General features: G+C 64.0%; 18 protein-coding genes. 11 read left to right on the top strand and 7 right to left on the bottom strand.

Going from position 1 to position 18,370, the window contains the following annotated elements:
- Positions 1-44 precede the first annotated feature (44 nt).
- The 11 genes from AC1RWL_RS04940 (at position 45) to AC1RWL_RS04990 (ending at position 11,356) form a co-directional block, all read left to right on the top strand.
- On the top strand, positions 45-521 hold the full coding sequence (locus tag AC1RWL_RS04940; protein WP_493092983.1) for an Lrp/AsnC family transcriptional regulator: 477 nt from the start codon (positions 45-47) through the stop codon (positions 519-521).
- A gap of 70 nt (positions 522-591) precedes the next feature.
- Positions 592-2,886 carry an FdhF/YdeP family oxidoreductase gene (locus AC1RWL_RS04945; RefSeq protein ID WP_493092981.1) on the top strand — a complete coding sequence of 765 codons (2,295 nt, stop codon included), beginning with the start codon at positions 592-594 and terminating at the stop codon, positions 2,884-2,886.
- On the top strand, positions 2,883-3,161 hold the full coding sequence (locus AC1RWL_RS04950; RefSeq protein WP_493092980.1) for a hypothetical protein: 279 nt from the start codon (positions 2,883-2,885) through the stop codon (positions 3,159-3,161). Before AC1RWL_RS04945 ends, AC1RWL_RS04950 begins: the two co-directional genes overlap by 4 nt.
- A 75-nt stretch (positions 3,162-3,236) precedes the next feature.
- Positions 3,237-4,667, top strand: coding sequence for an amidase (locus tag AC1RWL_RS04955; RefSeq protein WP_493092979.1), 1,431 nt, complete (start codon positions 3,237-3,239; stop codon positions 4,665-4,667).
- A gap of 14 nt (positions 4,668-4,681) precedes the next feature.
- On the top strand, positions 4,682-5,683 hold the full coding sequence (locus AC1RWL_RS04960; RefSeq protein ID WP_493092978.1) for a LacI family DNA-binding transcriptional regulator: 1,002 nt from the start codon (positions 4,682-4,684) through the stop codon (positions 5,681-5,683).
- 129 nt (positions 5,684-5,812) lie between these two features.
- Positions 5,813-6,847: a sterol desaturase family protein gene (locus tag AC1RWL_RS04965; RefSeq protein ID WP_493092977.1), complete on the top strand. Its 1,035-nt coding sequence runs from the start codon at positions 5,813-5,815 to the stop codon at positions 6,845-6,847.
- Positions 6,844-7,155: a MocE family 2Fe-2S type ferredoxin gene (locus AC1RWL_RS04970; protein WP_493092976.1), complete on the top strand. Its 312-nt coding sequence runs from the start codon at positions 6,844-6,846 to the stop codon at positions 7,153-7,155. Before AC1RWL_RS04965 ends, AC1RWL_RS04970 begins: the two co-directional genes overlap by 4 nt.
- A gap of 77 nt (positions 7,156-7,232) precedes the next feature.
- Positions 7,233-8,177, top strand: coding sequence for a substrate-binding domain-containing protein (locus AC1RWL_RS04975; RefSeq protein ID WP_493092975.1), 945 nt, complete (start codon positions 7,233-7,235; stop codon positions 8,175-8,177).
- A gap of 55 nt (positions 8,178-8,232) precedes the next feature.
- Positions 8,233-9,438, top strand: coding sequence for an NAD(P)/FAD-dependent oxidoreductase (locus AC1RWL_RS04980; RefSeq protein ID WP_493092974.1), 1,206 nt, complete (start codon positions 8,233-8,235; stop codon positions 9,436-9,438).
- Positions 9,435-10,271 carry a sugar phosphate isomerase/epimerase family protein gene (locus AC1RWL_RS04985; protein WP_493092973.1) on the top strand — a complete coding sequence of 279 codons (837 nt, stop codon included), beginning with the start codon at positions 9,435-9,437 and terminating at the stop codon, positions 10,269-10,271. Before AC1RWL_RS04980 ends, AC1RWL_RS04985 begins: the two co-directional genes overlap by 4 nt.
- Before the next feature lie 431 nt (positions 10,272-10,702).
- Complete coding sequence (locus AC1RWL_RS04990) at positions 10,703-11,356, top strand: methyltransferase domain-containing protein (RefSeq protein ID WP_493092972.1); 654 nt, start codon at positions 10,703-10,705, stop codon at positions 11,354-11,356.
- A 40-nt stretch (positions 11,357-11,396) separates the two neighbouring features.
- Here AC1RWL_RS04990 and AC1RWL_RS04995 read toward each other — a convergent pair whose 3' ends face one another.
- The 7 genes from AC1RWL_RS04995 to AC1RWL_RS05025 form a co-directional block, all read right to left on the bottom strand.
- Positions 11,397-12,566, bottom strand: a complete 1,170-nt coding sequence (locus AC1RWL_RS04995; RefSeq protein ID WP_493092971.1) for a nucleotide sugar dehydrogenase — start codon at positions 12,564-12,566, stop codon at positions 11,397-11,399.
- A gap of 33 nt (positions 12,567-12,599) precedes the next feature.
- A complete protein-coding gene (locus tag AC1RWL_RS05000) occupies positions 12,600-13,073 on the bottom strand; it encodes a cupin domain-containing protein (RefSeq protein ID WP_439615229.1) in 474 nt (157 codons plus the stop codon).
- A 105-nt stretch (positions 13,074-13,178) separates the two neighbouring features.
- The gene (locus AC1RWL_RS05005) at positions 13,179-14,306 is read right to left on the bottom strand and encodes a sugar-transfer associated ATP-grasp domain-containing protein (RefSeq protein ID WP_493092970.1); all 1,128 of its coding nucleotides are present in this window, start codon (positions 14,304-14,306) and stop codon (positions 13,179-13,181) included.
- Between the two features lie 48 nt (positions 14,307-14,354).
- Entirely contained in the window at positions 14,355-15,635 is a 1,281-nt protein-coding gene (locus AC1RWL_RS05010; RefSeq protein ID WP_493092969.1) for a type III PLP-dependent enzyme, read from the bottom strand.
- Complete coding sequence (locus tag AC1RWL_RS05015) at positions 15,628-17,154, bottom strand: AMP-binding protein (RefSeq protein WP_493092968.1); 1,527 nt, start codon at positions 17,152-17,154, stop codon at positions 15,628-15,630. Before AC1RWL_RS05015 ends, AC1RWL_RS05010 begins: the two co-directional genes overlap by 8 nt.
- Positions 17,151-17,414: an acyl carrier protein gene (locus AC1RWL_RS05020; RefSeq protein ID WP_256114611.1), complete on the bottom strand. Its 264-nt coding sequence runs from the start codon at positions 17,412-17,414 to the stop codon at positions 17,151-17,153. Before AC1RWL_RS05020 ends, AC1RWL_RS05015 begins: the two co-directional genes overlap by 4 nt.
- Before the next feature lie 31 nt (positions 17,415-17,445).
- Positions 17,446-18,291 carry a hypothetical protein gene (locus AC1RWL_RS05025; RefSeq protein ID WP_493092967.1) on the bottom strand — a complete coding sequence of 282 codons (846 nt, stop codon included), beginning with the start codon at positions 18,289-18,291 and terminating at the stop codon, positions 17,446-17,448.
- Between the last annotated feature and the right edge of the window lie 79 nt (positions 18,292-18,370).

Below are 18,370 nucleotides of genomic sequence, written 5' to 3' on the forward strand. Positions count from 1 at the left end.
ATTTCTACATCGGTGATTTAATTCTTCGGATCGAGTGGTGAAAAATGAAAGATTCTTCCGCGGAGAGTTTTGACAGGATCGACCTGAAGATCCTGCGCGCCCTGCAATCCGAGGGCCGGCTTTCCAATGCCGATCTCGCCGAGCGCGTGAATGCCAGCCCCGCCACCTGCCACAGGCGCACGCAGCGGCTGTTCGAGGAGGGGTACATCACCGGTGTGCGGGCCGAAGTGGCACCCGCCGCCGTCGGCCTCGGCGCGCTCGTCATGGTCGGCGTGGTGCTCGATCGCTCGACGCCGGAGAGCTTCGCCGCCTTCGAGGGCGCGGTGATGGCGATGAAGGAAGTGCTCGACTGCAACCTGGTCGCGGGCGATTTCGATTATCTCTTGAAAATCCGCGTGCGCGACATGGCGGATTTCAACAAGCTGCATGGGCAGAAGCTGATTGCGCTGCCCGGCGTGCGACAGACGCGTACTTTCTTCGTGATGAAGGAAGTGAAGGAGAATGCGCGCCTGCCGTTTTGATAGGAATTGACTATCAAGCCATCGTGACAGTCGCCTTGATCCCCGCCCTCCCGTCGATAATACATGAGTCATGACAACGACTTTTATCGGCAAGAAATCCTCCGCAGCCGGCGGCTGGGGAGCGTTGAAGAGTTGCGGCAAAAGGCTTCTGGAGAGCGGCATGCCAATCTCCGGCGCACGCACCCTGTTGAAGGCCAACCAGCCGGACGGTTTTGATTGCCCGGGCTGCGCCTGGGGCGATCCCGAACACGGCTCCTCCTTCGAATTCTGCGAGAACGGCGTGAAGGCCGTCGCCTGGGAAGCGACGGAAAAACGCGCTTCACCGGTCTTCTTCGCCGCCCAAACCGTGTCGGAGCTGCGCCGACTGACGGATTACGAGCTGGAGCTCAACGGCCGCCTGACGCATCCGATGCGCTACGACGCCGCCAGCGACCGCTACCTCCCGGTCGCTTGGGCGGATGCCTTCGCCGAAATCGGCGGCATCCTGAAGGGCCTCGACAATCCCGACCGCGCGGAATTCTACACCTCCGGCCGTGCCAGCAACGAGGCGGCCTATCTCTACCAGCTTTTCGTTCGCGCCTACGGTACCAACAATTTCCCGGACTGCTCGAACATGTGCCACGAGGCGAGCGGCGTGGGGCTGCGCCAGGCGATCGGTGTCGGCAAGGGCACGGTGCTGCTGGAGGATTTCGAGGAGGCGGACGCGGTCTTCGTGATTGGCCAGAACCCCGGCACCAACCATCCGCGCATGCTGGGCGATCTGCGCCGGGCCGCAATGCGCGGCGCCCGCATCGTTGTGTTCAATCCCATCCGCGAGCGCGGCCTGGAGCGTTTCTCCGATCCGCAGGACAAGATCGAGATGCTGCGCGGCGGCGCGACGGACATTGCCAGCCATTATTTCCAGCCGCAGCTCGGGGGCGACATGGCGGCCGTGCGCGGCATGGCGAAGGTGGTGTTCGCGGCCGAGGACGCGGCGGTGACCGCGGGCCTGCCGAGCGTGCTCGACCACGCCTTCCTCGCCGAACATTGCGCCGGTCTGGCCGACTACCGCGCCGCCGTAGAGGCGACGAGCTGGGCCGAGATCGAGGACCAGTCCGGCCTGACACGCGCCGAGATCGAGCGTGCCGCCGAGGTCTATATCAAGGCCGAGCGGGTCATCTGCACCTGGGCGATGGGGGTGACGCAGCACCTGCATTCCGTGGCGACGATCCGCGAGATCGCCAATTTCATGTTCCTGCGCGGCAATATCGGCCGGCCGGGCGCTGGCCTCTGCCCGGTGCGCGGCCATTCCAACGTGCAGGGCGACCGCACAGTCGGCATCAACGAGAAGCCTTCGCAAGCCTTCCTCGATGCGCTGGAAAAACATTTCGGCTTCGCGGTGCCGCGCAAGCACGGGCACAACGTGCTCTCGGCGATCGGCGCCATGCTGGACGGCTCGGCAAAGGCCTTCATCGGCCTCGGCGGCAATTTCGCCCGCGCGACGCCGGATAGCGCGCTCGTCGGAAAGGCGCTGAGCGGCCTGAAACTGTCGGTGCATGTCGCCACCAAGCCGAACCATTCGCATCTGATGCCGGGGGAGGTCTCCTTCATCCTGCCCTGCCTCGGCCGCACCGAGATGGACCTTAATACGGCGGGCAATTCGCAGCTCATCAGCGTCGAGGATTCGATGAGCATGGTGCATGGCTCTGCCGGCATCAACCGCCCGGCCTCGCCGCACCTCAAGTCCGAGGTCGCCATCATTGCCGGTATCGCGCGGGCGACGGTGGGCGAGGGCATCATCGACTGGACGGCGCTCGCCGAGGACTATGACCGCATCCGCGACGCCATCGAGGCGACCATTCCGGGCTTCGAGGATTTCAACAAGCGCCTGCGCAAGCCGCGCGGCTTCCACCTGCGCAACACGGCCGCCCACCGCGAATGGGATACGCCGGCGGCGAAGGCGACCTTCTTCTCCGGCCCGCTGCCGGAAGAGACCGTGCACCAGAAAGCGCGCAAGGGCGGCGGGCGTTTTGCGTTGCAGACCTTCCGCTCGCACGACCAGTACAACACGACGGTCTATGGTCTCGACGACCGTTATCGCGGCGTCTATGGCGAACGCCAGGTCATCTTCATCCACCCGGAAGACCTGAAAGCCATGGGCGCGCAGGCGGGCGACCGCATCGACGTGGTCGGCGACCATGACGACGGCATCGCGCGCATCGCGCCCGATTTCCGCTTCGTGCCTTACGATATCCCGCGCGGCAGCATCGCCGGTTATTATCCGGAGCTCAACGTGCTGGTGCCGCTAGGCAGCGCCGGCGAGGAAAGCGACACGCCGACCTCCAAGTCGATCATGGTGACCTTCCGCAAGCGCGAGGCGGCGTGACTGGCACTGTGCCGGATGCCGAGCGCTTCCTGGCGCTCGTCGCCCGGCTGCAAGCGGAGAACCCGCAGCTGAGCGCGATCCAGGCGGGACTTCTCGCCGCCGCGTCGCTTGGCATCGCGCATGACAGCCGCACCTTCGCCCGCCATCTCGGCCTCGCCCATGCGCTCGTGCTGCGGGAGCTGAATGCGCTTGCCGAACGCGGCGACCGGCTTTCCATCGAGAAGCGCGACGCCCGCACGATGCGCACGCATTACGTCCTGCCCGGAAAAACCTGACGGCAGCGCGCCGGTTGACAAAAGCGCCGCTGCTGGCTTGTGTGGCGGTCCCGCGTCATGACCTCAGGATTTTCCATGAACCTTTCCGAATATTGCAGCCATGACGCGACCGGCCTTGCCGATCTGGTGAAGCGCCGGGAGATTTCCGCCCGCGAGCTGATTGCGCTTGCGCGCGCGGCCCATGAAAAGGTCGATCCTGAAATCAATGCGGTCGTCGAGTTCTACGCTGATGCGGAAGACGTTACCGGCCCGGACGAGGGCGCTTTTGCCGGCGTGCCGTTCCTGCGCAAGGACATCGGTTCCAAGGAGGCCGGGCGCTTGCAGGAATGCGGCAGCCGGCTGATGAAGGGCAGTGTTGCGACCTTCGACAGCTACTACACCACCCGCGCCAAGGCGGCCGGCCTGCGCCTCATCGGCCGCAGCGCCGTGCCGGAATTCGCCTTTGCCGGCTTCACCGAGACCCTGCTGGAAGGCGTCACGGGCAATCCCTGGAATCTCACCCGCTCGGCGGGCGGCTCCTCCGGCGGTGCGGCCTCGGCGGTCGCTGCCGGCGTCGTGCCGATCGCGCACGCGTCCGATGGCGGCGGCTCGATCCGCATTCCGGCCGGCTGGTGCGGCCTGGTCGGGCTCAATCCCTCGCGCGGCCGCGTTTCCGGCGGCCCCGACGGTCAGGATTCGCTCTTCGGCCTCGCCCGCGAATTCGTCGTCTGCCGCACGGTGCGCGACATGGCGGCGGCGCTCGATGTGTTTTCCGGCCCGGAGCCGGGCGATCCCTTCATCATCCGCGAGCCGGAGCGTCCCTATGTCGAGGAGCTGAACCGGCCGACCGGCAAGCTGCGCGTCGGCCTCGCGCGCACCGCCTGGGGCAGGGTGCCGATTGCGCCGGACGTGCTGGCCGTGCTCGACGAAACGGCAGCCCTACTCGCTGAGATGGGCCACGAAATCGAGGAGATCGGCGCCTCGGCAGACCCGCAGGATATCATGGTCGGCGTGATGGGCGGCTTCAACCTCGGCCTTGCCGAGATGCCGGACTTCGCCCGCCTGCTCGGCAAGCCGCTCGACGCCACGACGCTGGAGCCGGTGATCCTGAAGCTGATGGAGCAGACGCTTGCCATGTCGCCGGCGGCGATCGTCAACGTCTTCGAGGTCCTGCGCAAGATCCGCCATGACGTGGCGGTGGCCACGCAGCGCTTCGATATCCTGCTCACACCGACGACGCCTGTGACCGCGCCGGAGCACGGCCTGTTCTCGACGACGCGCGAGGACCTGACGGCTGAGGCGTTTTCCGAGGGTGACACGACGCTCTTCACCTTCCTCGGCACTTTCAACGCCACCGGCCAGCCCTCCGTCAGCCTGCCGCTCGGCCTCGACCGCACCGGCATGCCGATCGGCATCCAGGTCGTCGGCCGTTTCGCGGACGAGGCGACCCTGGTGCGCGTCGCCCGCGACCTTGAGGTGGCCCGCCCGTGGAGCGCGCTGCGGGCGCCGGTTCATGCCGGCAGCTAGCGGAAGGTTTTAGCGTGAGCAAGCCGCGCTACCGGGACATCGCCCGCCAGGCCGGGGTGGGGACCGCGACGGTGGAGCGGGTGCTCAACGGGCGAGGGGGCGTGCGGCCGGAACTGGTCGAGAAGGTGGTCGCCGCCGCGCGCAGCCTCAACTATCCGCGCACGCTTCCCGAGGCACACCGCGGCCTGCTGCGTATCGACGTGCTGATGGTGCGTCCCGAAACGACCTTCTATCGCCGCCTCTCCAAGGCGTTCGAGCGGATCGCTGCGACGCTCGATCCGCTCGTGGTCGTGCATCGGCGGTTTGCGGAGGAGATGAACCCGCAGGAGATCGCCCGGCACATCCTGTCCACGGACGTGCCGCGGGCAGGCCTCATCCTCGCGGTTCCAAACAGCCCGCTGATCCGGGCGGCGGTGGAAACGGTCGTCCGGCAGGGCGTGCCGGTCGTCCATGTCGTGACCCGCGCCTCCGAGGACAAGGTCGACTTCGTCGGCATCGACAATTATGCTGCCGGGCGCACGGCCGCTCATTTCATCTCTCGCATGGCGCGGGCGGAAGGCTCGGTCGTCGCGCTGTGCCATCCGATCTACCAGGTCCACCATGACCGTATCCGCGGCTTTTCCGAATATTTTCGCGACCATCCCGGCGCGATCAGTTTCGACTGGCTCGGCTTCACCCGCGACGAGGAACATTTCAGCGCGGAAACGCTTGCGATCGCGCTCGGCATGTTTCCGAACCTCGTCGGTCTCTACAATGCCGGCGGCGCAAACTCGGCCTTGATCGACGTGCTGCGGCGCCATGACCGCGGCAGGGACATCCTGTTTATCGGCCATGAACTGACCGACTACACCCGTGCGGCCCTGCGCGACGGCATCATGGATGTGGTGCTCGACCAAGCGCCGGAGGCGCAGGCGCAGCGTGCGCTCGACCTCATCCTGCGCCGCGTCGGCCTTACCGAGGTCGAGCCAGACCGAAATCCCATCCGCTTCATCACCATCACTGCCGAGAGCCTTTGATCTGTTTTGATCAACGAAGTCTTCGGCGTTTGAACGGCCTCCTGCTACTTTTGCGGTCGGGAGGAGAGGCGGTGTTTCAGAAAAATGCCGCGCGTCTCCCATCGGAAAGGTCTGCCGAAGGAGAGCGTTATGGACGACTTAAAATATGGCACGCGCAACAAGCGGGGGGACTGGGCGCCGAATGAGCCGGTCGAAACCGCGCCGCTCTTCGCCTTTCCGCCGCGGCTGCTGGCGGTCCTGAAATGGCTGCCGCACTATTTCTTCCCGTGGAATGCGATCTTCGCCGCTTCCGCCGTCGCCTACTGGGCCTGGGTCATCCCGCCGGTGGAGACGATGGCGACGCTAGGCGCCGGCTGGATCGCCTGGCTCTATGCCATCAACGCCGTCTGCGTGGCGCTTTTCTACGGCGCCTTCGAGGTTCACCTCTATGTGCTGAAACGGCAGGAAAACCGCTTCAAGTACAACGGCAAATTCCCCGCCGACCAGAAGAACAAGGCCTTCTGGTTCGAAAGCCAGAACCTCGACAATATCCTGCGCACCTTTCTTTCCGGCGTCACCATCTGGACCGCCATTGAGGTTGCCATGCTCTGGGCCTATGCCAATGGTTATGCGCCCTGGCTGAGCTTCACCGAAAACCCGTGGACGCTCGCCCTCGTCGCCCTCGTGGTGCCCATCATCCACGAGTTCCATTTCTTCTGCATCCACCGGCTCATCCACACGCCGTTCCTCTACAAATGGGTGCATTCGGTCCACCACAATTCGGTCAACCCGTCGCCCTGGTCGTCGCTGTCGATGCATCCCGTCGAGCATTTTCTCTATCTCGGCACGGCCTTCTACCACCTGGTCCTGCCGTCCAACCCGATCCTCATGCTCTACCAGCTGCACTATGCCGGCTTCGGCGCGATCCCCGGCCATGTCGGCTTCGACAAGGTGGAGGTCGGCGAGGACAAGCTGGTCGATAGCCACGCCTATGCGCATTACCTGCACCACAAATATTTCGAGGTGAACTATGGCGATGCGCTGATCCCGCTCGATAAGTGGTTCGGCACCTGGCACGACGGCTCGGCGGACGGCGAGGCGCGCATGCAGGAACGCTACCGTCGGCGCAAGGAAAAGCTCGCCGCCCGCAAGGCCCGCGCGGAAGTTCAGGGGGCAGCCGAATGACCTGGGTTCCAGCCTGCAAGCTCGACGACATCGAACAGGAAGGCGCCATTCGCTTCGACCATGGCGGCCGCACCTACGCGCTCTACCGCGGACCGGACGACCGCGTCTACTGCACCGCCGGCCTCTGCACCCACGAGGCGATCCATCTGGCGGACGGGCTAGTCATGGATTTCGAGGTGGAATGTCCCAAGCATTCCGGCGCCTTCGATTACCGCACCGGCGAGGCGCTCAGGCTCCCCGCCTGCGAGAACCTTAAGATCTATCCTGTCGAGGTGATCGACGGCGAGATCCGCGTGGCGCTCGCTTAGGGCCGCGCACATCAACCAGGCCCCATCGGGCCTCCGGAATGTGATCGGGTGAACCGGCACCCCATTGGGAGGATATGATGAAAACCCTGTACCTGGCGGCCGTGCTGGCCGCTTTGACGGCAAGTGCTGCCTCGGCCGAGACGATCGGCATCTCGATGCAGAGCTTCGACAACAATTTCCAGACGCTGCTGCGCGAAGGGCTGAGCGCAAGGGCCTCCGAGGTCTCGGGCGTCAATGTCCAGGTCGAGGACGCGCAGACCGACATTTCCAAGCAGCTCAACCAGGTGAACAATTTCATCGCGGCAGGCGTGGATGCGATCGTCATGACGCTGACGGACACGTCGGCCGCTCCCGGTGTCAGCGAAGCGGCGGCCAAGGCCGGCATTCCGCTCGTCTACCTCAATCTGGAACCCGAAAACGTCGATAAGCTGCCGGAAAAGCAGGCTTATGTCGGATCGAAGGAAACCGACGCCGGGCGCCTGGGCGGCGAGGCGGCCTGTTCGCTGCTGCAGGAGAAGGGCAAGGCGGGCGCGGCGCAGGTCTATATCCTGATGGGGGATCTCGCCCATCAGGCGTCCCGTGACCGCACCTCCTCCTTCAAGGACGCGCTCGCGGCGGGCGATTGCAAAGGCGTCACGATCGCCGACGAGCAGTCCGCTGCCTGGACGCGCACCAACGCCATGGACATGACCACGAACTGGATCACCGCCGGCCAGCCGATCGACGTGATCTTCGCCAACAATGACGAAATGGCGATCGGCGCCATCCAGGCGCTGAAAGCCGCCGGCCTGTCGATGGACGATGTCATCGTCATCGGCATCGATGCGACGCAGGATGGCCTTGCCGCCATGGCCGCCGGCGACCTCGACGCGACCGTGTTCCAGAATGCCAAAGGCCAATCGGCAAGCGCGATGGATGCAGCCGTGGCCCTTGCGCGCGGCGAACCGGTCGAAAAGCAGGTCATGGTGCCCTTCGAACTCGTGACACCTAAAAACATGGCCGACTACGCCAGCAAGAACTGATGCTCCGGCCGGCGCGCTTCTGGTTCGCGCCGGTCTCATTTTCCAGGGAGACGACATGCAGGGTATCGTCATCATCGGTGCGGGCGAGGCCGGCACCCGCGCGGCCTTTGCCGCCCGCGACGCGGGCTTTTCCGGCGCCATCACGCTGGTCGGCGCGGAACCGCACCTGCCCTACGAGCGCCCACCGCTCTCCAAGCCGCTGGACGGCGCGGTGCAGATGAAGCCGATCTGCGGGCTGCCGGCGCTGGAGGCGGCCGGCATCGACTATCATCAGGGCGTCTCGGCCTTGCGCATCGAGGCTGGCAACCGGTCCGTGGCGCTCAGCGACGGGTGTACGCTGGCCTATGGAAAACTGCTCCTTGCAACCGGCGCGCGGCCAAGACGCTTGGCATGCCCCGGCGCCGAACGCGCGCTCGACTTCCGCACCTACGCGGATGCGGCGGCGATCTTTTCCAAGGTGGAGGCCGGCAGGCGCGTCGCGATCATCGGCGGCGGCCTGATCGGAATGGAGCTTGCCGCGGTGCTGCGCGGCCAGGGTGTCGCCGTCAGCATCATCGAAGCGGCGCCAAAGCCGCTCGGGCGAGCGGTTCCCGCGCGCTTTGCCGCGGCGCTGCATGCCCGGCATGTGGAGGAGGGCGTGCTGTTCCATCTCGGGCAAGGCGTGGCCGAGATAACCCCCGATGCCGTCCTGCTGGCCGATGGCGAGAGTGTGCCCGCCGATATCGTCGTTGCGGCCGTCGGTGTCGTGCCCGATATGGCACTGGCCGAAGCCGCCGGACTTGCAACCGGCAACGGCATCTTCACCGATGCCTTCCTGCGTACGAGTGACCCGCACATCTTCGCGGCCGGCGACTGCGCCGCCGTGTCCCAGCCCGGTGGCGGCCACGTCCGCTTCGAGAGCTGGCGCAACGCGCGCAGCCAGGCCGAGACGGCCGCACGCAACATGGCGGGTGCGAACGAGGCCTTCGCCGCGATCCCCTGGTTCTGGTCCGACCAGTACGATCTCGGCTTGCAGGTGGCAGGCATGCCGCTGCCGGGGCATCAAAGCGTCTTGCGGACGCTTGGCGACAGCGAACTGGAATTTTCTCTCGCCGGCGGACGTCTGGTCGCCGCGGCAGGCCTCGGTGTCGGCAACGGCATTGCCAAGGATATCAAGCTGGCGGAAATGCTGATCGCCGCCGGCATCACCCCCGATCCGGCCGCGCTGATGGACCCGGGCGTCAACCTCAAGGCGCTCCTCAAGAGCACACGGGCCGCGTGATGCAAAAGCTGCTTGTCTTCCAATCTCTCTGGGCAATGGAACGCCGGCACACCGACGGCCATGAGCGCAGCCTCGCGGAAAACATCGCGATGATTGCGGCGGCGGGGTTCGATGGCGTCAGCGTGCATTATACCAATCGCCGGGATGTCGCACACCTCGACGAAACCCTGCGCGGCACCAGGCTGAAGATCGAAGGCGTCTGTTTTCCGCGCACCGTCGACGACCTGCGCTTGCCGCTGGAGCTGGCGACCGAGTTCCCGGTCAGTCATATCAACCTGCAACCCGATGTGCGGCTGCGCCGTATCGAGGATTGCCTGCCGCTGCTTGATGGCTGGATGCGGCTTGCCGAGGATGCCGGCATTCCCGTCTTCATCGAGACGCACCGCGACCGCATGACGACGGATCTCTTCTTCACGCTCGACCTGCTGGAGCGCCGTCCAGACCTGCCGCTCCTCGCCGACCTCTCGCATTTCCTCGTCGGCCGGGAATTCGCCTTTCCGGTCGATGAGGAAAATCACGCGCTGATCCGGCGCATTCTACGCAATGCAGAAGCCTTCCACGGCCGTGTCGCCTCGCGCGAACAGGTGCAGATCGAGATTAGCTTCCCGCACCATCGCCCCTGGGTCGATCTCTTCCTGCAATGGTGGGACTACGGTTTTCGCGCGTGGCGATCGCGTGCCGCCGACGATGCCGAACTGGTCTTCACCTGCGAACTCGGCCCCAAGCCCTATGCCATCACCGGTCGGGACGGTAACGACACGACGGACAGATGGGCGGAGGCCTTGCTGCTGCGCGGGATGGTGCAGGATCTCTGGGCCGCGATCGACCGGTAGTCTCTGCCGAAGCCCATCTCCTCGGGTTGCAGGCGAAAGAAGAGAGGTGGCTCCCGGCTACCTCTCTTCGTTGGCTTTTGTCATGTATATGTTAAGCGATTTTAACCATAGATTGTAACGGATTGTGCCAGCTATGGCATCGACCGCCCGATTCCGATAAAGATTAATGAACGATTAGCAGGCGGAAATTCTGCCGATTTTCTTGTCGGGATTTGAAACAAAGTGAATCCAGAAAAGGTACAGATCAGTTCTATTTCTGGATTACCGAAATGTAATCTTTGGAGAGTTTTCATTATTCGGAGAATAGTGTAGATGACCAAGGGCATGTTCTAACTTACTTTAAAAGGTGTATCGTTGTGTCCTATTTCAGCCGTAAGATAAGGGCTGCGTTTCCCTGGTTGCAGGATGCAAAGGCCGTAAAGGAGTTGCTCATGCAGAGTGCTTCCCGCGTTTTTACCTGCGCCTGCTGCGGAAACAGCCAAAAATTTCGCCTCGCGGGCTACCCGCCGCGTCTCAATGCGATGTGCCCGACCTGTGGCTCGCTTGAGCGCCACCGGCAGTTCACGCTTCTCCTGAACGACCGCCCCGATCTGACGAAGGGCAAGGCGATCCTGCATTTCGCGCCCGAGCCGACGCTTCGCAAGGGTATCGAGACGGTGGCCGCCTCCTATATCGGCGCCGACATCGATCCGAACCGCGGCGACCGGGAAATGAACATCGAAGCCATCGACCTGCCGGCCGACAGCATCGAGCTGGTAATCTGCAACCATGTCATGGAGCATGTCGATGATACCAAGGCGCTCGCCGAGCTGCACCGGATCCTGGTGGCGGGCGGCGTGGTCCTGCTGACGGTCCCGATCGTCGAGGGCTGGCCGACGACCTATGAAAATCCATCGATCACCGATCCGGCGGAACGGCTCCTCCACTTCGGGCAGTCGGACCATGTGCGCTATTACGGCCGCGATTTCCGGGATCGCGTGATGGCGGCCGGCTTCGACCTCGAAGAATTCGTCGCCGAGGAACCCTATGTCGGCCAGTATGGCCTGTTGCCCGGCGAGACGATCTTCATCGCAACCAAGCGATAAAAGCCTTTCGGCACACTTTGGCCGGCGGAAACGCTGCCGGTCAGTCAGCCCCGAAAATGTCGCGCGTGTAGATCTTGCCGCGCACGTCGTCGAGATCGTCCGAGACGCGATTGGCGATGATGAGGTCGGCGCGGCGCTTGAACTCCGCCAGATCGCGCACGATTTCCGAGCGGAAGAACGTCTCTCCGTCAAAGTCCGGCTCGTAGATGATGACCGGAATGCCCTTCGCCTTGATGCGCTTCATGATGCCCTGGATGGAGGATTCGCGGAAATTGTCCGAATCCTTCTTCATGGCGAGGCGATAGACCCCCACGACATCCGGATTGCGCGCGGCAATGTCGCCGGCCAGGAAATCCTTGCGCGTCGTATTGGCATCGACAATCGCGCGGATCAGGTTTTGCGGGACTTCGCTGAAATTGGCGAGAAGCTGCTTGGTATCCTTCGGCAGGCAATAACCGCCATAGCCGAAGGACGGGTTGTTGTAGTGTTTGCCGATGCGCGGATCGAGCCCGACGCCCTCGATGATCTGGCGTGTGTCGATGCCATGGGTGATGGCGTAGGAATCGAGCTCGTTGAAATAGGCGACGCGCATGGCGAGATAGGTGTTGGCGAAGAGCTTGATCGCCTCCGCTTCGCCTGAGCCGGTCGCCAGCACCGGAATATCCGTCTTCACAGCGCCTTGCCGGAGCAGGTCGGCGAAGCGATGGGCCTCCGGCGTATCCGCCCCGATGATAATGCGCGAGGGATGCAGGTTGTCGTAGAGCGCTTTGCCTTCGCGCAGGAATTCAGGAGAGAAGACGATCCGGTCGTCGTCGCGCGCGTCGCGCAACGACTGGGTATAGCCGACCGGCACGGTGGACTTGATGATGATCGTGGCATCGCGGTTGACGCGCCGCACGTCGTCGATCACGGCCTCGATGCTGCGCGTGTCGAAATAGTTGCTTTCCGGATCGTAGTTGGTCGGCGTCGCCACCACGACGAATTCGGCGCCAGTAAAGGCTTCCGCCTTGTCCATCGTCGCCTTCAGCCGCAAGGGCTTGGTGCTGAGATAGTGCTCGATTTCCGTATCGACGATCGGCGAGTGGCGCGCATTCACCCGGGCGACGCGCTGCTCGCTGATATCATAGGCAATGACGTCATTATGCTGCGCGAGAAGCACGGCGTTGGAAAGGCCGACATAACCGATGCCGGCGACCGTAATATTGACCATGCAAACCTCTGAGCGGGGGCGTTCGAAGAAGCCCTATCGTCTGAACTTGTCGCGCAACTTCAGCGCCATGTTGACGGCGCCGGGGAATTCGCGGCGGCCGAAGGCAATCTTGCGGACATAATCGTCGATATGCCAGACCGCTGACGAACCCGCCGGGAAATAGGCGATATCGCCGACTTTCAGCAGACGCTCCGCGCCGTCCTCGCCGGTGACCCGGACTTCGCCTTCCAGAATGACGACCGTTTCGTCCCAGCCGAAATACCAGTGGAAGGTTCCGGCCGTACAATCCCAGATCGCCGTCGTCGCCTGGTCATCCGCCGAACGCGAATGGAGGGAGCGGCGTGCTTCCGGCTTGCCCGCAATGATCCAGGAGGGCTCGATCGGGCAGGGTTCCATTTCGAGATCGTCGGGCGCATTGGCAATAATCGCCTTCGCGGGCGCCGGTTCGGCATAGCGTGCCCGCACCGCCGCACCCACCATCGTGGCCAATATCAGCTTCAATACCATGTTACGCCCCCCGGCATGCTGTTCAAGACGTCCCCAAATTCTCCCGTAAGCATTTAAAGAATATCTGAATCCCGCGCTATCGATTTTCCGTACGTAAGCCGCGAATTACTGCAAGGCTTCGAGAATGCGTTCCTTCCGCGCCGGATGCCGGTCGAGATAGGACCGGCCGAGCGCCTTGTCGACATATCCGCCCGAGAGTTCCTGCAGGACTTCTATGCCATAGTCCGCATTGGCTTCGACGATGAGGGGGCCTGCGGGCGTGATGGCGATGTCCCATCCGAGCGAACGGAACGGTGCGACCGTCTGGGCCGCAAGCCGTGCCGTCTCGCGCACCTCCGGCCAGAATGGCATGACGAATGTCGCCGGATCGATGCCGAAGGCCGTGCGGACGTCGTAATACTGGCCGCCGAATTTCGGCTCGCGCTTGGCGCCCGTCAACAGCCGGCCGGTTTCAATGTCGATGGCGATCATGTAGCCGCCGATGCCGGAATTGTCGATGATGCTGCCGGGCATGCCGACCTTGAGGGCGGCCGTGTTGAAATGCACGGTGCCTGCCGCGTCGACGAAGGTGTCGATGCGGATCGTGTTGACCGATGTCGGGTTGAACCGGGCGACCTCCGGATGCTGGCTGATCGTTTCCTGAACGATGAAGTCCGTCCAGTAGAAGCCGTTGTTGGTCGTGAAAATGAGGTGGTTGAACTGCGCCTCGTCGAGCGTCTCGTCCTTGTGCAGCAGGCGGCCGTCGACAGCGCGAAGCTTGAAGACGGCGCTGCCGGAGCCGCCCGTGAGCGGCTTGACGATGATGCCGTCGGGCAGGTTCATCGCATCGACCGCGGCGACGAAGTCCGCATAGGCGAAAGGCTTGCCCGCCATGTCCGCGATGGCGCGGTCGCGCAGCCGGAAGAGGGTGTTGGTGGTCCGGAGGTTCGCCGCGCGGATCTTTTCCTCGAAGAGCAGCTTGTCTTCGACAATGGTGACATCGGCAGCGGCATTGGCCGTGTCGCGTGCGATATGCAGCAGTTCGGTCGGAAAATAGCGATAGATTTCCTTGCCGTAGCGCCGCTGGTAGAGGCCGTGTTTCAGGTATTGGTAGGGCAGGTAGCCGTACAGCTTGTAGAGCTGATAGATCTCGCTGACTTGCTGCGGCAGGGATTTCTTGTCTGGAGCCCGCAGGTAGACAAGGAAGTCCTCGGTGAGCATCCTCTTAAAACGTCGATAATTCCTCATTATCATGTCACGTCTCCTGGCGGTTCGGCACAACGTCCACCGGACGGGCGGATATCACCGGTTGATTGCTTCGATGCGTCCATTTTCCACAAGGGCTTCGGCCGGATGTGGATGGGAGAGGAAATTGATCGGGCTTGCCGTGAGCCCGTAAGCGCCCGATTGCAGGACGGCCACGAGATCGCCGGCCTTTAGGCCGGGCAGTCCCGCATCGCGGGCGAGCGTATCGAGCGGGGTGCAGAGCGGGCCGACGAGCGTGGCCGGCGCGTCGGAGGGCGCCGTCATGCGGGCGGGTGCGACGACCGGATAGTTGCGCTTGATGACCTGGCCGAGGTTGCCGGAGGCTGCGAGATGGTGGTTCATGCCGCCCTCCATGACGAGGAAGCGCACGCCGCGCGATTGCTTGACCGCGTTGATCTCGCTGACATAGAGGCCGGCCTCGCCGACGAGGAACCGGCCCGGCTCGACGATGGCACGCGCCCCGGCGATCAGCGGCTCCGACTTGAGAAGTGCCGTCAGCTCCGGCACGGCCGCGGCCACGGCGTCGAGGTCGAGCGGCTTGTCGCCGGCATAATAGGGAATGCCGAGGCCGCCGCCGAGGTCGATCGTCTTCAGCGGCTTGCGGGTCGTGCGTGCCACGCGGGCCGCAAGCGCAATCGCGTGGCGCCACTGGCCGAGGAGCGCTTCCGCATCGAGGATCTGCGTGCCGCCATAGACGTGGATGCCGACGAGTTCGATATTGTCGGCGGATGCGACGGCGGCGATCGCCGCGTCGAGATCCTCCTCGTCGAACCCGAAGGCCGTCGCTTTGCCGCCCATGCGCATGGCGCCGGCCTGGACGGTGGGGACAGGATTGATGCGGATGGAGGCTTGCACCGGCTTGCCGATCGAGCGCAGCCGCTCGATCTCGTCGACGCCCTCGATGTGGATTTCGCCGATGCCGCCTTCGATCACCGCATCCAGCTCCGCCCGGCGCTTACCCGGTCCCGCGAAGAGGATATGTTCCGGAGCTGCACCGGCGGCGATCGCTGCGCGGTATTCTCCAAGCGAAGCGATCTCGATGCCGGCGCCCTCTTCAAGGAAGAGCCGGATGACCGCCTCGGCCGGATTGGCTTTTGCCGAATAATAGATGGAGGCGAAGCCCCTGAGCGCCTCGGCAAGCCGGCGATAGGCGCGGCGCATCAGCTCGCCGTCGTAGAGATAGGCCGGCGAGCCGACTTCTGCGACGATTGTGCGCACCGGCAGGCCACCGAGGACGAGGTCGTCACCCTTGACCTCGAAGAGGCCTTTGGCGAGTTCGTAGCCGTGGTTTGCGGGTTTCTGGACGTTGTCAGCCATTGTCTGTCCGCTCCCTGACGAGCTGTCGGTAATCGACCTTGCCGTTCGGCGTGATCGGCAGGTTTTCCACCAGTTCGAGGTCGCGCGGCACCATGTAGGCGGCGAGCGTGCTGGCGACCGCCTGCAGGACCGGCGCGACCGCGGTGTCCGGTTCGAGCGCGACCGCGACCGCATGGACCTTCTGTCCGGCGAAATCATCCGGCAGGCCGATGACGGCGACCTGGCGGAACCGGCCGGTGGCCATGATGACCTCTTCAACTTCCGAGGGGCTGATGCGGTAGCCGGAGGACTTGATCATCGCGTCGTTGCGGCCGATGAAGGAGAAGAAGCCGTCCTCGTCCTCGACTGCAAGATCGCCGGAATAGCAGACGATGTCGCCGCCCTGGTCCTTGGTGCGGAAGGGGTTCTGCTTGAGCACGCGCGCGGTGTCTTCCGGGCGGTTCCAGTAGCCGAGCGAGACCGTCGGGCCGCGATGTACGAGGATGCCGGGCTCGCCGGGTTTTGCCCGCGTTCCGTCCTCCTTCACGATGAAGATCTCGCATTCCGGAATGGCCTTGCCGATGGAAGTCGGGCGCCGGTCGAGTTCCTCCGGGGGGAGGTAAGTGGAGCGGAAGGCCTCCGTCAGGCCGTACATCAGGAAGACATTGGTGTGCGGCAACATCCGCCGCAGGTTCGCGACCGTCTGCGAGGGCACGGCGCCGCCGGAATTGGTGATGTAGCGCAGATGCGGCAGGTCGGTCTTCGGCAGCAGCGGCGAGGCCTTGGTCAGGATCGCCCAGATCGTCGGCACGCCGGCAAGTGCAGTGATGCGGTGGTCGCGCAGCGCCTTCACGATGTCGTCGCCGAAACGGAAGGTCAGGATGACCGTCAGCGCGCCCTGCTCGACCGATGTCAGGAGCTGGTTCAGGCCGTAGTCGAAGCTGAGCGGCAGGACGGACAGGATGCGCTCGTCCGGCGTGATACCGAGATAGGTGCGCACGATGCGGGCTCCGGCGAGAAGGTTGCGGTGCGAGAGCATCACGCCCTTCGGGCGGCCGGTGGAGCCGGAGGTGTAGAGGATCGCGGCGAGGTCCTCGCCGATATTGATGTCTCGCGGACTGGCGGCGGAATCCGCCTCCGCCATGTCTTCGACGAGGAGGATGCGGGCTTCCGCGACGCCTTGCAGGCATTCGGCGACCATCGGCGCCAGCGTGCGGTTGGTGATTACGACCTTCGCGGCGCAATCGGCGACGATATGGCTGATCTGCTGGCCGCGCAGCAACGCATTGATCGGCACGAAGACGCCCATCGCCCGGCTGACGGCGAAAATGGCGACGCATTCCTCGATGCCGCGCGGCAGGAAGATGGCGGCGCGGTCGCCGCGCTCCAGACCCGCCTGGGCAAGCGCAGCAGCGAAGCGCTCGACGCGTTCATTCATGCCGCGGTAGTCGAGTTCTCGCTCACCGTCGATCAGCGCAGGCCTGTCGCTTTGCGCATGCGGCGCGAGCAGGTGGTGGAGAAGGACAGGGCTTTTGCTCACATCCGGGTCCGCGAAACGAAGTTGACGAGACTGGCGGGCGTCGCCAGTTCCTGGAAGTCGAAATTGTCGTCTTCCATAGAGAGGTTGAAGCGTTCGCCCAGGAACATGATCAGTTCGAGAAAGCCGAGCGAGTCGATCGCGCCGTCGAGCAGCGCCGTATCCGGCGCCACCGGGGCGAGCGCCGGGAACCGCTTGTCGAGATAGCCGTAGATTTCGGCCTCGATATCCGGGGTGGAGGCGGCAGTCGCATTGTGCAGCATGGCTTTTCCTCTTCGTGAAGACCGGTCGCGGCTAGACTTTCAGGAGCACGCGTTCGGAGTAGAGTTCATTGATGCTCCGGTCGTCCCATTCGCCCTTCACCTGGTAGCGGAGCCCGCTCTGCCAGCGGTAAGCGAAGGGAACGCGCCGGCCGGCCGGCATCTGCAGGCAGAGCAGCGGTACGCCGTGCCGGATGAGCAGGCGTGCCAGGATCGCGAGGTTATCGGCAACAAGATCGGCGCTTTCGGCATAGACCACCCGGGCGATGGGAATGCGCTTCTTACGGATGACGTCGAAGACGACGGGATGGTAGCGCCCGCTTGCCTCGATCACGGTGACGATGCAGCCCAGCGCATGGTGGTTGCGCAGGTCCCGCAGCAGGGTTTCCGACATGGCGCCCGGCGGTACGGCGTCGAGGGCGACAAGTCTGCCCTGCCTGCGGCCGGCAATCGCCAGCCAGGGGAGGGGAAACAGCAGGAGATCATAGTCGAAGGTGCGGAAGCCGAGACGGTTGTTCAGCTCGACCGCGGCCTTCGAAGGGGTGAGATCAGTGTAGATGGCCCCGCTGTCGGCCATAGCGGCCAGCAGCATGCGCGGCGCATACCAACGGTGGCTTTCCTCGACATACCAGCTCGAAAGATTGACGATCTTCTGCCCCGTCTCGCCGTCGCGCCGGGCGATGGTCAGGAGGATGCCGATGGGCGTTTCGTCCGCCATGAGGAGGTTGCCGATCGAGCCGGCGCCGGTTTCGCTGCCATGGTCGAAAAGCCGCTTCAAACCGTGCTGCCAGAAGGCGAGCGAGCGCGATGGAAACCCCTTCGTGAGAAGTTCCGAGGCGGCGTCCAGTCCATCCTGGCCTATGGCGCGAAGCTTGAGCATATCCAGCGTTGCAATCCCGTTCTTTGGACCCAGTCTCTAGGCCGGACTCCTTCAGAAAGCCTAAACGGGGGCTCTTGCG

The organism is Shinella sp. GW821-FHT10F02 (genome assembly GCF_058809275.1).

Coding starts and splice junctions, on each gene's coding strand:
- AC1RWL_RS05025 (WP_493092967.1), bottom strand. CDS start 18,291: ATGCTCAAGCTTCGCGCCATAGGCCAGGATGGACTGGACGCCGCCTCG.
- AC1RWL_RS04975 (WP_493092975.1), top strand. CDS start 7,233: ATGAAAACCCTGTACCTGGCGGCCGTGCTGGCCGCTTTGACGGCAAGT.
- AC1RWL_RS05020 (WP_256114611.1), bottom strand. CDS start 17,414: ATGCTGCACAATGCGACTGCCGCCTCCACCCCGGATATCGAGGCCGAA.
- AC1RWL_RS04970 (WP_493092976.1), top strand. CDS start 6,844: ATGACCTGGGTTCCAGCCTGCAAGCTCGACGACATCGAACAGGAAGGC.
- AC1RWL_RS04965 (WP_493092977.1), top strand. CDS start 5,813: ATGGACGACTTAAAATATGGCACGCGCAACAAGCGGGGGGACTGGGCG.
- AC1RWL_RS05010 (WP_493092969.1), bottom strand. CDS start 15,635: ATGGCTGACAACGTCCAGAAACCCGCAAACCACGGCTACGAACTCGCC.
- AC1RWL_RS04945 (WP_493092981.1), top strand. CDS start 592: ATGACAACGACTTTTATCGGCAAGAAATCCTCCGCAGCCGGCGGCTGG.
- AC1RWL_RS04955 (WP_493092979.1), top strand. CDS start 3,237: ATGAACCTTTCCGAATATTGCAGCCATGACGCGACCGGCCTTGCCGAT.
- AC1RWL_RS05000 (WP_439615229.1), bottom strand. CDS start 13,073: ATGGTATTGAAGCTGATATTGGCCACGATGGTGGGTGCGGCGGTGCGG.
- AC1RWL_RS04940 (WP_493092983.1), top strand. CDS start 45: ATGAAAGATTCTTCCGCGGAGAGTTTTGACAGGATCGACCTGAAGATC.
- AC1RWL_RS04980 (WP_493092974.1), top strand. CDS start 8,233: ATGCAGGGTATCGTCATCATCGGTGCGGGCGAGGCCGGCACCCGCGCG.
- AC1RWL_RS04990 (WP_493092972.1), top strand. CDS start 10,703: ATGCAGAGTGCTTCCCGCGTTTTTACCTGCGCCTGCTGCGGAAACAGC.
- AC1RWL_RS05005 (WP_493092970.1), bottom strand. CDS start 14,306: ATGATAATGAGGAATTATCGACGTTTTAAGAGGATGCTCACCGAGGAC.
- AC1RWL_RS04995 (WP_493092971.1), bottom strand. CDS start 12,566: ATGGTCAATATTACGGTCGCCGGCATCGGTTATGTCGGCCTTTCCAAC.